At 71.1% G+C, this 14,225-nt stretch carries 9 protein-coding genes; 7 read left to right on the top strand and 2 right to left on the bottom strand.

The window, feature by feature from the left end:
- Window positions 1-198 precede the first annotated feature (198 nt).
- Entirely contained in the window at window positions 199-1,572 is a 1,374-nt protein-coding gene (locus F9278_RS14130) for a replication initiator (RefSeq protein ID WP_152168646.1), read from the top strand.
- Between the two features lie 200 nt (window positions 1,573-1,772).
- On the opposite strand, the gene F9278_RS14125 is transcribed toward F9278_RS14130, so the two are convergent.
- Together F9278_RS14125 and F9278_RS14120 are read right to left on the bottom strand one after the other, a co-directional pair.
- Entirely contained in the window at window positions 1,773-3,392 is a 1,620-nt protein-coding gene (locus F9278_RS14125; RefSeq protein ID WP_152168645.1) for a recombinase family protein, read from the bottom strand.
- Between the two features lie 226 nt (window positions 3,393-3,618).
- Window positions 3,619-5,142, bottom strand: a complete 1,524-nt coding sequence (locus F9278_RS14120; RefSeq protein WP_152168644.1) for a collagen-like domain-containing protein — start codon at window positions 5,140-5,142, stop codon at window positions 3,619-3,621.
- 252 nt (window positions 5,143-5,394) lie between these two features.
- On the opposite strand from F9278_RS14120, the gene F9278_RS14115 reads away from it, so the two are divergent.
- The 6 genes from F9278_RS14115 to obgE all read left to right on the top strand — a co-directional run bounded on the left by F9278_RS14115 (window position 5,395) and on the right by obgE (window position 14,120).
- Window positions 5,395-6,375: a hypothetical protein gene (locus tag F9278_RS14115; RefSeq protein WP_152168643.1), complete on the top strand. Its 981-nt coding sequence runs from the start codon at window positions 5,395-5,397 to the stop codon at window positions 6,373-6,375.
- A gap of 48 nt (window positions 6,376-6,423) precedes the next feature.
- Entirely contained in the window at window positions 6,424-7,248 is an 825-nt protein-coding gene (locus F9278_RS14110) for a TIGR03936 family radical SAM-associated protein (RefSeq protein ID WP_152168642.1), read from the top strand.
- Between the two features lie 245 nt (window positions 7,249-7,493).
- On the top strand, window positions 7,494-11,615 hold the full coding sequence (locus F9278_RS14105) for an Rne/Rng family ribonuclease (RefSeq protein ID WP_152168641.1): 4,122 nt from the start codon (window positions 7,494-7,496) through the stop codon (window positions 11,613-11,615).
- Between the two features lie 280 nt (window positions 11,616-11,895).
- Window positions 11,896-12,216 carry a 50S ribosomal protein L21 gene (rplU, locus tag F9278_RS14100; protein ID WP_007381993.1) on the top strand — a complete coding sequence of 107 codons (321 nt, stop codon included), beginning with the start codon at window positions 11,896-11,898 and terminating at the stop codon, window positions 12,214-12,216.
- A gap of 14 nt (window positions 12,217-12,230) precedes the next feature.
- Entirely contained in the window at window positions 12,231-12,485 is a 255-nt protein-coding gene (gene rpmA, locus F9278_RS14095) for a 50S ribosomal protein L27 (RefSeq protein ID WP_020115438.1), read from the top strand.
- A 198-nt stretch (window positions 12,486-12,683) separates the two neighbouring features.
- A complete protein-coding gene (gene obgE / locus F9278_RS14090; protein WP_152168640.1) occupies window positions 12,684-14,120 on the top strand; it encodes a GTPase ObgE in 1,437 nt (478 codons plus the stop codon).
- The last annotated feature ends 105 nt before the right edge of the window (window positions 14,121-14,225 follow it).

The raw sequence follows: 14,225 nt of genomic DNA, 5'->3' as shown, positions 1-14,225 counted from the left end.
CCGGGGCACCGGAACCATCCGCTAACCCCACCCCACCCCACCCCACACACACCCACCCAAGGAAGTGATCCCCATGACCGACTGCGCGCTACCCAGCCACATCCGTGCCGCTACGGCGGCCCACCCTGGAAGGTCACCACCATCACCCCGGAGCACACCCCGGCTGACAGGCGCGCCGTCCTCGACCGCGCGGCGCGCCTGCGTCAGCTCCCCGAAGCAGACCGCGACGCAATCCGCCTCGCCCAAGACCCCCAGTTCACACGCTGGCTGGACCAGATCACCGCCACCGGCGGCTGCTCCCACCCCGTCCACCTCTCCGGCTCAACCACCACCCTGGACACGGCAACCGGCGAGATCCTCAGCCAGTACGACACCCGTGCCGAACCCGGCGAACGCCTCCTCGTCCGCTGCCGCAACCGACGCGCAACCGTCTGCGCTCCGTGCTCCCGACTCCACGCGGGCGACACCTTCCACCTCGTCCGCGCGGGCCTGACCGGCGGCAAGAACATCCCCGCCACGGTCCGCCACCACCCCCGGCTCTTCATCACCCTGACCGCCCCCTCCTTCGGCCCGGTCCACCGCGCCGGAGACAACCGGTGCCGCCCCCGCCGCGACGGCAGCACCTGCGAACACGATCGCCCCCTCGGCTGCGCCGCCATCCACACCCCGGACGCCTCCCTCGTCGGCCAACCCCTCTGCACCGACTGCTACGACTACACAGCCCACGTGCTCTGGCACGCACACGCGGGCAAACTGTGGGACCGGTTCGTCATCGGCGTCCGCCGACACCTCGCCACCTCGGCGGGCCTCGTACAGTCCCGCTTCGCCGAGCACGCCCGGTTGTCCTTCGCACGCGTCGCCGAGTATCAGAAACGGGCGGCCGTCCACGTACACGCCGTCGTCCGCCTCGACGGCCCGGCCGGACCGGACGACGAGCCTCCCGCATGGGGCACTGCGGACCGGCTCATCGACGCCGTACGAGCCTCGGCCCGACGCGTCCTGGTCCGCACTCCCCACAGTCCTGCCGTCGGCGAACTCACCCTCCGCTGGGGCACCCAGATCGACGCCCGCCCCCTGCGCACTGACGGCGACGGCCCTGACGACGATGCCGTGGCCGCATACGTGGCCAAGTACGTCACCAAGGGAGCCGGAGAGACGGGCGCCGGCACCGACCACAGGGTCACTACCTGGGACGACATCTCCACAACACCCGTAAGCGATCACGTCCGCAACCTGATGCGAGCGTGCTGGCTCCTCGGCGGCCTTCCTGAATACGAGCCGCTGCACCTGCGCACCTGGGCCCACACCCTCGGCTACCGGGGCCACATCCTCACCAAATCCCGCGCTTACTCGACGACGTACGCAGCGCTACGCGCCGAGCGTGCTCACCACGTCGGCCGTGCCGACATCCCCGGCACGGTCACTGAAGCGCACTGGCGTTACGTCGGCTCCGGCCACACATCCGGTGCTGCGCTCATCGCGTCCGGAATCGCCGACGACCTTGCAGTGTCCCGGCGGCTCGGGGTGGAGGCGTTGAAAGAGGGGAGTGGGGTCAATAACCGCACTGCCTGAACCTCAACAGCCTTGGTGGTCGGTGCTACCCCGGTCTGGCGTCGGCAGGTCTACGAGCCTCATCGACAGCGAGATCGTGATCGTTGACGACGACGGTACGGAGGAACCGTTTGATCCCACGTCGTGGTCCGAGTGAGACGAGAAGCCGCCTCCCCATGGTCCTAGGAAGGCGGCTGCGCTCGCGTATCGGCTGGGCTGTCTCAGAAACCTTCCGCGAAGTCGTCCTCTTTGAGTATCAGGCGGTCTCGCACATCCCTGGGGATCAGGAGCTTCATGTGAATGCTCGGGGCGCGTACGCCCTTGACCTTGGTCCGCTTGACCTTGCACTTCACGCCGACCCGAAGAAGATCGGCAGCCATGGCCTCCATACCGCCTTCCTCCCAGTGAGCGCGGAACGACTTGCCGTTGTGCACGGCGACCCAGCGGTCCTTGGTGGACTCGGGGTCCATGGCCTCCAACTGCTTGATGAGGTCGTCCAGCGTCTTCTCAGCCCTTTCCTTGGTGAACCGCGTCTTCGTGAAGCGGCCGTCGGGCTCAAGGCCGGTCATGTAGTAGCTGACGGACTCTTCGAGCCGCTGCTGTTCCTTGCGCGCCTCGGCGCCCTGCCGGTACTCGCGCGTCATGACCGGCTCGTCGCCGAGAACCCTCAGCACGTCATCGACGAGCTTGCTGTAGACCTCCTGGGGGTTGGGCGCTCCCAGACCCCCGCCGCGACACTTGCCGCAACGCAGGTACTCGTACGACCTGCCTTTGGTGCGGGTCCTCTGCACCGTCATGTTGGTTTCGCAGTCCTGGCAGATCAGGACTCCGAGGAACTTTGTCGCGCCGTCCGGGTTGCGGGCGGGCTGGTTCTTCCCGCGTGTGTCCAATGACTTCTGGAGGCTCCCGAACTCGTCCTCCGTGAAGATGGGGTCGGCGACGCGGATGGGCTTCCCGTTGTTACCCAGGACGACCTTCGAGCGGCGCACGCCTCCGTTCTTGTCCTCTTCTACCCGGTACCCCATGAGCGCGGGGTTCCGAAGTCGGCGGAGCAGCGTCGCCGCTGTCAGTCCGGGGCCGCAGAGTCCGGCTCGTACGAGCACCTTGACCATGCGTCGAGCGGAAGCGGCCCTGGTCCTCATGGCGGCCTTGCGGCACCAATGCAGCGCCTTGGAGGCGTCGCTGTTGATGACGAGAACGACCTTGCCGTCCTCGTTCAACGCTGTCTCGTAGCCGTACGCGGGCTTGCCCACGAGCCAGTCGCTCTGTGTCTTCGTGTAGTCCCAGAGGCTGGCGACGCGCGTGCTCGTGTTGGCCGCCTCGATCTCAGCGATGCCGCCGATGATCGTGACCATGATCTTCCCGGCTGTCGTGGTCAGGTCGATCGAGTCGTTCTTGGAGACGAGATTCTTCCCGTACTTCAGGCACCAGTCGATCATGGTGCTGAGGTCCGAGAGGCGCCGCACGAAGCGGTCGAGCTTCCAGAAGAGAATCTCGTCGAACTCCGGCGCCTGATTGTTGAGCCAGTCCCCGAGTTCCTTGCGCTTCCAGGGCGGGACCTTCGTCGCCGACACGTTCAAGTCGCTGGCGACGCCCACCACGCGACAACCGCGCTCCCGGGCGAGCACACGCAGATCGAGTTCCTGCCTTACCGGCGACGTCGTGTCATCAGTAAGGACAGACAGCCGCACGGACAAGAGCGCTCTTGGAGCGTCGTCCGGTAACTGGGCCTCCGCCCTCTTCAAGTCCTCCAGAAGCGCAAGGTCTGCCTCCGTCCACTCGGCCTCGATGGCGTACTGCTTCTGCTCCGCCGCTGCTCGCGTCCTCGTGCGGGTTCCCATGTCATCAACGTAGCGTGGATTTTGGTGCGTTGGTATATGGCCGCAGATGGACACCCACATCCAGATCGGTCCGACCGGGAAGAAGCTGCTGCCGTTGTCGGTCAAGCAGCCGGTGGGGAGTGCGCGGCACAGCCACAGCCACTGACCGCCAGGGCCGTGCGGGCCCGGGTCTTGAGGGGTGTCCGGAGGGCCGGTCGGCCGTTCTCCGGGCACCCCTTCTCAGGTGCTACCGGCCGGTCACACGGGGGGTGACGATCGAGCCGCCGTTGACGATGTTGTCCGAGGGCTGGAGCTCGACCCGGTACCAGGGGCGCGGGTTGCCGCGGGCGTCGTCGCAGTTCAGGGTGGCGTGGGGGCGCGTGTCGACCGGGACGCAGGTGGTCTCCCAGACCTGGCCCACGGTGGTGACGACGTTGAACCTGACGAGGCCCTTGTCGGCGCTCGCGTGGTCGCCCTTGTACTGGCCCTTGTCCTCGCCGTGGTCCTTGCCGGTGTCCGTGCCGCCGTGCTGCTGGCTCGCGCTCTGCGTCTGGTCCTTGCCGGTGGTGGCCTGGCCCGTGCTCTGGGCGTGGCTCTGACCCGAACTCTGCCCGTGACTCTGGCTCTGGCCCGTCTGCGTCTGGCCCTGGCCCTGGCTCTGGCTCTGGCCGGTCTGCTGGGTGTGACCCTGGCTGGTGCCCTGGCTGTGGCTCTGGCCGCTGCCGTCGGCGTGCTCCTTGCCCGTCTCCTTGCCGGTGTCCTTGCCGGTTTCCTTCTGCCCGTGTTCCTTCTGGGCGTGTTCCTGGCTGTCGTCGGGCGAGTGCGTGCTGACGGAGACGCCGCAGGCGTGGCCGACGTGGCGGCCCTGCGAATCACGGCCGCCTGCGGGGAAGTTGGGGTGGCTGGTGAGGTCGGTCCACAGGAACGGGTGCTCTGCCTTGCCCTGGAGGTCGCGGATGCCCGCGAAGACCCGTCCCTTGGACAGTACGACCCGGAACTCGCGCTTCTTGGAGTCCTGCACCGCGTCGATGTCGGAGCAGGGGCCGGTGGGGCCGGCGGGGCCTGCGGGGCCCACCTTGCCGGGTTCGCCCTTCTCGCCCTTGTCGCCCTTCTCGCCGGTCTCGCCCTTCTCGCCCTGTTCACCGGGGTCGCCCTTAAGGCCGGGTTCGCCCTGCTCACCGGGGTCACCCTTCTCGCCCGGGTCGCCCTTGAGGCCCGGGTCGCCCTGTTCACCGGGGTCGCCCTTGAGGCCCGGGTCGCCCTTTTCGCCCGGGTCGCCCTTGAGACCGGGGTCACCCTTCTCTCCGGGGTCACCCTTCTCTCCGGGGTCACCCTTCTCTCCGGGGTCGCCCTTCTCCCCGGGCTTGCCCTGCTTCCCGGGCTCACCCTTCGGTCCGACCGGCCCGGGAGGCCCTGTCGGTCCGGGGGGTCCGGTCGGACCGCCGGGTTCCTGCTCGCACTGGTCGTCGTTGCCGCCGAGTGCCGTCGTGCGCGCGTGGCCGTCCTGGTCGTACCAGTCGGACGATCCGTCGTTCCCGGCCTGGTGCTGGCCGTCGTCGTGGTGCTCGCCGTGTTCGTCGGCGGGAGGGCATTCGTCGGTGCCGGCCCTCGTCGTGGTGGAGTGCTCGGACACGCTTCGCGTTGCCGCGGCGGCGGGGCCGGCCAGTGCGGCCGTCACCGCCAGCGCGAGTGAGGCGACGGTGCCGACCCTGGCGAATCTGTGGCGGGCCAGCGGGCCTATCAGCGAGATCGTCCTGCGCTCAGGACTCATCTATGTGCTCCTTGCTTCAACCGGTTTGGGGCTTTTCCCCGCACTCGATCGTGAGCCTCACCCCTGTCCACCGACCCGACCAGCGCGCTGGACCGGACGGGGACGTAGATCATCAAATCGGCGTAACTGGCCGTCCCGGGTGGGCTAATTCGGCGCTGTGAGCGGTTACTTGTGGGGTGCGAGGAGGTACGGCAGGTGAATTCGCGGGCGTCCGGGTGGATCCGGACAGGGCGCTGAGGCGTCTACGCCGTCATGGACCTGGAGAAGAGGCCCGCCCGGCAGCGGACGCCCGAGCGGCAGGCACCCGAGGGGTGTCTCGTCGTCGCCGTCCGGGTTCCCGTGCGGATCGTCGTGCTCGTGCTGGTCGTGCCGGTGCGGATGGTGTGGGACGCGTTGGTGGGGGGCGGGCGGTTCCTGACGGACACCGTGCTGCGACCGCTCGGCCGGGCGTCGCTGTGGCTCGGCCGGGTCGTCGTGTGGCCGTCGGTGGCGCTGTGGCGGTATGTCGTCGTGCCGGTCGCCAAGGCGCTCGGATGGCTCGGGTACCGGCTGCTCGTCGTGCCGGCGGTGTGGCTGTACCGGTGGGTGCTGACGCCGTTCGGACGGGGTGTCGCCTGGTTGGTGCGGTATCTCCTCGTCGTACCGGCCGTGTGGCTGTACGGGTACGCGCTGACACCCGTGGGGCACGCGATCGCGTGGGTGGCCCGGGGTGCGGTGTGGCTCGTGCGGATGATCCTCACCGGGCTCTGGCTCGGCGTGTACTGGACGCTGCGTGTGCTGCTCGTGCTGCCCGCGCTCGCCGTGTGGCGTTGGGTGCTCGGCCCGGTCGTGCGGCTGCTCGCCGTCGTCGGGCGGGAGATCGGCGACGCCCTCGGGCACGCGTGGCGGGTGGCCGGGCGGATCTCGCTCGCCTTCGGACGGTTCCTGGCGGAGCTGTTCCGGTGGATCCTCGTCGAGCCGACGCGGTGGGTGTACCGGACCGTTCTCACACCCGCGGGCCACTTCGTACGGGACGTCGTCCGGAAGCCGGTCGCGGAGGTCGGACGCGCTGTGGGCCGTACCACCCGGCAGGCCCTCGCCACCGCCCGAGAGACCGTCCGCCAGGCCCGCGCCGGCATACGGACAGCCCTCCTCGGGCGTCCTGCGGAGCCACGGCCTGTCCACAGGCGGGAACCGGAGGTCGCCGAGCCACGTACTCTTGGTAGGAGTACGACCGCTCTCACGAAGGACTGAACGACACTGGGCAAGCGACAGCCCGAAGGCCCGCCGCCCGCACCCGCGGTGCAGCGCATCCGACTGCGCTACACCAAGCGCGGCCGCCTCCGGTTCACCAGCCACCGTGACTTCCAGCGCGCCTTCGAGCGTGCGCTGCGCCGTGCCGAGGTGCCGATGGCGTACTCGGCGGGGTTCACGCCGCATCCGAAGGTGTCGTACGCCAATGCCGCACCCACCGGCACCGGCAGTGAGGCGGAATATCTGGAGATCGCGCTCACCGACGCGCGCGACCCGGAGAAGCTCAGGATCCTGCTCGACGAGTCGCTGCCCACCGGGCTCGACATCGTCGACGCGGTCGAGGCCCGGACCTCCGGGCTCGCCGACCGGCTCACGGCCTCCGTGTGGGAGCTGCGCCTGGACGGCGTGGACCCGGCGGACGCCGCGCGCGCGGTCGAGGCCTTCAAGGCGGCGGACCTCGTCGAGGTCCAGCGCAGGACCAAGAACGGCATGCGTACCTTCGACGCGAGGGAAGCCGTCGTCGCTCTCGAAAGCCGTGACGGACGGGACGGAAGCGACGGACCAAGCGGTTCCGAAGCGCCCGCTCCCCAGGCTGATAGGCCGACGGACCAGCCCTGTGCGATACTGCGGCTGGTTGTTCGGCACGTGACGCCTGCCGTTCGACCCGACGACGTCCTGTCCGGTCTCCGCGCCGTGGCCGACCTGGCGCCGCCGGTCCCCGCAGCGGTGACCAGGCTGGCGCAGGGGCCTTTCGATGAAGAGACCGGCACGGTGACCGACCCGCTCGCGCCCGACCGCGAGGCAGCGCCGGCCCTCTCAACGGCCGAACCCGCTGCCGCCGCGAAGGCGTCGGCGCCGGTAGGCCCCGCGTAGGGACGGACGCCGTAGCGCCGCCCTCTGATCCGGGAGCCACCTGGGTCGGGCAGCGCACCGACCACAAGACTTTCGCCAGGCCGTACGCAACATGGCGTACGGAACCGGCGAGACAGGACACAGAGAGCTCCCGTGCGGCGCCCGCGCCCCGGACGGCGGCAGTCGCGCACGACGCGAGCCGCGGACGTCACCGGCAATGCCGGACCGGGTGCGGCGCCCGGGAGCCTGACGGGAGAAACGCCCGCATGCCCGAATCGATCGAACCCGCCGAGCCCGCGCAGGGCTCCGACCACAACACGCCGAGCGACACCCTGCCGCCGCGCCGTCGCCGCCGTGCCGCGTCCCGCCCCGCGGGACCCCCCTCCGCCGCCTCCGAAGCGGCCGCGGAGACCACCGCGCCGGCCATACCGGCCGCCGATTCCGAGGACCTCGCGGCAGCCGAGGAGACCGCCGAGGTGGCCGAGGCCATCGCGGCCGACGAGGCCGCCGTGACCGCTGAGGCGGACGTGGACGAGGAAGCCGCCGAGGTCGAAGAGGTCGCGCCCGCTGGTCGTACGCGCCGTCGTGCGACCCGTCGCGCCTCCGCGCCCGCCGGTGCGCCCAAGGAAGCCGAGGCCGTCGAGGTCGTCGAGACGGTGGCCCCGGTCGCCGCCGTGACCGAGAGCGCCGAGACCCCCGCCGCCGAGGTAGAGGAGCCCGCGCCCGCCGGTCGTACGCGCCGTCGTGCGACCCGTCGCGCCTCCGCGCCCACCGGTGCGCCCAAGGCCGCCGAGGAGAGTGCCGTCGAGGCCGCGCCCGAGACCGGCGCCGTGACCACCGCCCCGGCCGAGGCACCCGCCGCTGTCGAGGAGGTCGCGCCCGCCGGTCGTACGCGCCGTCGTGCCACGCGGCGGGTGTCCGCGCCCGCCGGTGAGCCCGTGGCCGCCGAGGTCGTGGAGGCTCCGGCGGAGGCCGTGGAAGCCCCCGCCCCCGTCGCCGTTCCGGAGCCCGCGGAGGAGGCGGCCGAGGAGGCCGCGCCCAAGGGCCGTACACGCCGCCGGGCCACCCGCCGGGTGACCACCCCCGCCGGTGCGCCCGAGGGTGAGGCGGCTGCGTCCGTCGCGGCCGAGAGCGCCGCGCCGCAGACGGTGCAGGCTGCCGTCGCCGAGGCCCCCGCCGCCGAGACCGTTCCGGCCCAGGCCGCGCAGGAGTCCCCCGCCGCCGAGGCCGAGGACGCCGGGCCGCGCCGGGCCCGTCGCCGGACCACGCGCAAGGCCGCCGGTGGGTTCTCGGCGCCTGCCGCGCCCGTCGCGGAGGACGCGCCGTCGCGGCCGTCGCGGCCCGCCGTGGCCGTGTTCCAGGCGCCGGTGTTCACCGAGCCGATGTTCCAGACGCCGGAGCGGGCCGCCGCGCAGGCCGCCGCCGAGGCACGGGCCGAGACCCCGGTGGAGGTCGAGGAGCCCGCGGAGGCCGCCGCGACCACCGACCTCGGCGGGTTCGCCGAGGAGGAGAACACCGGCGGATCGCGTCGCCGTCGCCGTCGCCGGGGTGAGCCCGCCGAGGCGGAGCCGCCCGTGGCCGCCACCGTGGTGGCCGACGAGCCGGAGGAGCCCGAGGAGTCCGAGGAGTCGGAGGACACCGCCGAGGGCGACGAGTACGGCGAGGAGGAGTCCACCGGGTCGCGCCGCCGTCGCCGTCGTGGTGGCCGCCGCCGTCGCCGCGGCGAGTCGGCCGACGCCGACGACGCCGCCGAGGGTGACGAACTCGCCGCCGAACAGGCCGCGCAGGACGCCGAGGACACCGCCGAGCAGGTGGACGAGGACGCCGAGGACGAGGCCGACGAGCGCGAGGACTCCGGTTCCGGCTCCAGCAGCAGCCGCCGTCGCCGTCGCCGCCGCCGGCGCGCCGGGGACTCCGGGGGCGACGCCGAGTCGACGCCCGACGACCCCGAGCGCACGGTCGTCAAGGTCCGTGAGCCGCGCGAGCGGCGCGCCAAGGAGACCGAGTTCTCCGACGAGGTGCAGTCCATCAAGGGCTCGACCCGTCTGGAGGCCAAGAAGCAGCGCCGACGCGAAGGCCGCGAGCAGGGGCGCCGTCGCGTCCCGATCATCACCGAGGCCGAGTTCCTCGCCCGCCGCGAGGCCGTCGAGCGCGTCATGGTCGTCCGCCAGAGCGGCGAGCGCACCCAGATCGGCGTCCTCGAGGACAACGTGCTCGTCGAGCACTACGTCAACAAGGAGCAGGCGACCTCGTACGTCGGCAACGTCTACCTCGGCAAGGTGCAGAACGTGCTGCCGTCGATGGAGGCCGCCTTCATCGACATCGGCAAGGGCCGCAACGCCGTCCTGTACGCCGGCGAGGTCAACTTCGAGGCGCTCGGCATGGCCAACGGGCCGCGCCGTATCGAGTCCGCCCTGAAGTCCGGTCAGTCCGTGCTCGTCCAGGTCACCAAGGACCCGATCGGGCACAAGGGCGCGCGTCTGACGAGCCAGGTCTCCCTGCCCGGCCGGTATCTGGTCTACGTCCCCGAGGGGTCGATGACCGGGATCAGCCGCAAGCTGCCCGACACCGAGCGGGCCCGGCTGAAGACCATCCTCAAGAAGATCGTCCCCGAGGACGCGGGCGTCATCGTGCGCACCGCGGCCGAGGGCGCGAGCGAGGACGAGCTGCGCCGCGACGTCGAGCGGCTGCAGGCGCAGTGGGAGGACATCCAGAAGAAGGCCAGGAACGGCAACGCGCCGACGCTGCTGTACGGCGAGCCGGACATGACCGTCCGGGTCGTCCGCGACATCTTCAACGAGGACTTCTCCAAGGTCATCGTGAGCGGCGAGGACGCCTGGGAGACCATCCACGGATATGTCTCGCACGTCGCGCCCGACCTGGCCGACCGACTGACGAAGTGGACCTCCGAGGTCGACGTCTTCGCGACGTACCGCATCGACGAGCAGCTGATGAAGGCGCTGGACCGCAAGGTGTGGCTGCCGAGCGGTGGTTCGCTGGTGATCGACAAGACCGAGGCCATGATCGTGGTCGACGTCAACACCGGTAAGTTCACCGGCCAGGGCGGCAACCTGGAGGAGACGGTCACCAGGAACAACCTGGAGGCGGCCGAGGAGATCGTGCGTCAGCTGCGGCTGCGCGACCTCGGCGGCATCGTCGTCATCGACTTCATCGACATGGTCCTGGAGTCCAACCGGGACCTGGTGCTGCGGCGCCTGCTGGAGTGCCTGGGCCGCGACCGTACGAAGCACCAGGTCGCCGAGGTCACCTCGTTGGGCCTGGTCCAGATGACCCGCAAGCGCGTCGGGCAGGGCCTGCTGGAGTCGTTCTCCGAGACCTGTGTCCACTGCAACGGGCGCGGCGTGATCGTGCACATGGACCAGCCGACGGCCGTCGGCGGTGGCGGTGGTGGCGGCAAGCGCCGCAAGCGCGGGCGTGGCGGTGCCGAGCACGACCACGAGCACGTCACCGAGGCCGTCGAGTCGGCGGAGTCGGCCGAGCTGGTCGAGGCCGAGGTGGCCGCCGAGGTCGCCGAGCCCGTGGCGCTGCCCTCGCCGGAGTACGAGCCCGACGAGGAGCTGTACAGCAGCGTCGCCGAGGCCGAGGCGGCGGTCGGGCGCGGCCGTTCGCGGCGCCGTGCGACCCGGCGGGCGTCCGCGCCCTCGGGTGCGCCGAAGTCCCGTGAGGCCCTGGCCACCACCGTCTCCGAGGACCGTGCCCCGAAGTCGCGGGAGGCCGCCGAGGCGGAGCCCGTCGCGGTGGAGGACCCGGTCGTCGAGGCGCCGGCCGCCGCGCCGGTCGCCGAGGAGGCCGCGCCGAAGGGCCGTACGCGTCGGCGGGCGACCCGGAAGGTGTCCGCCCCGGCGGGCGCGCCGGCCGGTGCCGCCGCGGACGACGCCGTGGTGACGGTCGTCGAGCCGGTCGCGGAGCCCGTGGCCGAGCCGGTCGTCGAGAAGGCCGCCGAACCGGTCGCCGAGCCCGTGGCCGAGTCGGTCGTGGAGCCCGAGGCGGCTGCCGCCGAGAGCGCGGCTCCGGCCCGTCCTCGTCGGCGTGCCGTGCGCAAGGCGACGGCGCCCACCGCGTCCGCCGAGGCGGCCGTGGTCGTGGTTCCCTCCGCACCGGTCGAGGAGGCCGCTCCGGCGGCCGGGGAGACCGGGGAGGCCGAGGCCGAGGCCGAGGCGCCCGCCAAGAAGACGGCGGCGCGCAAGACGGCCAAGAAGGCCACCGCGAAGAAGGCCGCCACGAAGAAGACGGCGGCTGCCAAGAAGACGGTCGCCAAGAAGGCCACGGCCAAGAAGACGGCGACGAAGAAGGCCGCCACGAAGAAGACCACGGTGGCCGCCGAGCAGTCGTCGGCCACGGTCACCGCGTCGACCGACGAGAGCTGAGTCACACGGGGCGGGCGTCTCGCGGTCCGCTCCAACTGGTGCCCCCGCCGGGTGGTTTCACCACCGGGCGGGGGCACCGGTGCGTCGGGGAGAGGGCTCGGTTTGACCCCTTCGGGCGTGGCCCCGTAACCTTGACCGTCGGCGTGTCCGTAGGTAGAGACGCGTCACATCCCCGTAAACCTCATTCCTTCCGCGCGCCGGGCGCCGTGGGAGAGGCCGTCCGTTCGTCGGGCGGCTGGACTGCGGGGGTGCCGTTCCCGAGCGAGAGAGTGAGATCCGCGTGTACGCCATCGTGCGCAGCGGTGGTCGCCAGCACAAGGTTGCTGTCGGCGACATCGTTGAGGTTGACAAGATTTCCACTGCCAAGGTTGGCGACACGGTCGAGCTCTCGACCCTGCTCGTTGTCGACGGCGACGCTGTGACCAGCGACCCGTGGGTCCTGGCCGGCATCAAGGTCCAGGCCGAGGTCGTGGACCACCACAAGGGCGTCAAGATCGACATCCTTCGCTACAAGAACAAGACCGGTTACCGCCGTCGTCAGGGCCACCGCCAGCAGTACACGGCGATCAAGGTCACTGAGATCCCCGCGGCTGCGAAGTAAGGGACTGAGGAGAGATGGCACACAAGAAGGGCGCATCGTCCACCCGGAACGGTCGCGACTCCAACGCTCAGCGGCTCGGCGTGAAGCGCTTCGGCGGTCAGGTCGTCAACGCCGGTGAGATCCTGGTCCGCCAGCGCGGCACGCACTTCCACCCGGGCTCGGGTGTCGGCCGCGGCAAGGACGACACGCTGTTCGCGCTGAACGCCGGCGCGGTCGAGTTCGGCACCAGCCGTGGTCGCAAGGTCGTCAACATCGTTCCGGCCGCCTGAGTCTGCTGACTCGCCCGGTCCTCGGACCAAGGCTTCCGTAGAGCGATACGTCGAGGCGGACCTCACTTCTCGTACGGGATTCCGTGCGGGAAGCGGGTCCGCCTTTGACGTGTTACAGGTAAGACATTTCCGCACACCACGCACAGCGCGTGTACGGGCTCACCGCCCGTACGGAGCGCGTATCTGGAGGCACTCACCATGACCACCTTCGTGGACCGCGTCGAGCTGCATGTCGCCGCGGGTAACGGAGGCCACGGCTGTGCCTCCGTCCACCGGGAGAAGTTCAAGCCGCTCGGCGGCCCCGACGGCGGCAACGGCGGCCGGGGCGGCGACGTCATCCTGACCGTCGACCAGTCCGTGACGACTCTCCTCGACTACCACCACTCCCCGCACCGCAAGGCCACCAACGGCAAGCCCGGCGAGGGCGGCAACCGGTCGGGCAAGGACGGGCAGGACCTGGTCCTGCCCGTGCCGGACGGCACCGTGGTGCTGGACCGGCAGGGCAACGTCCTCGCCGACCTCGTCGGCCACGGCACCTCCTTCGTCGCCGCGCAGGGCGGCCGGGGCGGCCTCGGCAACGCGGCCCTCGCCTCCGCCCGCCGCAAGGCGCCCGGCTTCGCGCTGCTCGGTGTGCCGGGTGACATGGGCGACATCGTCCTGGAGCTGAAGACCGTCGCCGATGTGGCGCTGGTCGGCTACCCGAGCGCGGGCAAGTCCTCGCTGATCTCGGTGCTGAGCGCCGCCAAGCCGAAGATCGCGGACTATCCGTTCACGACGCTCGTCCCGAACCTGGGCGTGGTGACGGCCGGTGACACCGTCTACACGATCGCCGACGTCCCCGGGCTCATCCCCGGCGCCAGCCAGGGCAAGGGCCTCGGCCTGGAGTTCCTGCGCCATGTCGAGCGGTGCAGCGTCCTCGTGCACGTCCTCGACACGGCGACGCTGGAGTCGGACCGCGACCCCGTCTCCGACCTCGACATCATCGAGGAGGAGCTGACGCAGTACGGCGGGCTCGGCGACCGGCCCCGGATCGTCGTCCTCAACAAGATCGACGTGCCCGACGGCAAGGACCTCGCCGAGATGGTGCGGCCGGACCTGGAGTCCCGTGGCTACCGGGTCTTCGAGGTGTCCGCGGTCGCCCACACCGGGCTGCGGGAGCTGTCCTTCGCGCTCGCCGATCTGGTGGGCGGGGCGCGGGCGGCCAGGCCGAAGGAGGAGGCGACGCGGATCGTCATCCGGCCCAAGGCCGTCGACGACGCGGGCTTCACGGTCGTACGCGAGGAGGACGGGCTCTTCCGGGTGCGCGGCGAGAAGCCGGAGCGCTGGGTGCGTCAGACCGACTTCAGCAACGACGAGGCCGTGGGCTATCTCGCCGACCGGCTCAACCGGCTGGGTGTCGAGGACGAGCTGATGAAGGCGGGCGCCCGTTCCGGTGACGGCGTCGCCATCGGGCCCGAGGACAACGCGGTCGTCTTCGACTGGGAGCCGACCGTCATGGCGGGGGCGGAGATGCTCGGGCGGCGTGGTGAGGACCACCGGTTCGAGGAGCCCCGGCCGGCTGTGCAGCGGCGGCGGGATCGGCAGGCGGAGCGGGACGAACTCCAGAAGGAGTACGACGACTTCGAGCCGTTCTAGGGCGACCGGGGGTGGTTCCCGGGGGTTCCCGGGTGCCCGCAGAGGGTGCAGGGCGGACAAAGGGGCCCCGGAGGTGTTCCTTCGCCTCCGGGGCCCCTTCCGTTG

Origin of the sequence: Streptomyces phaeolivaceus (assembly GCF_009184865.1) — a bacterium.
In the GTDB taxonomy this organism is placed as follows: Bacteria; Actinomycetota; Actinomycetes; order Streptomycetales; family Streptomycetaceae; genus Streptomyces; species Streptomyces phaeolivaceus.
This window is presented reverse-complemented; position numbering and strand designations above follow the sequence as displayed.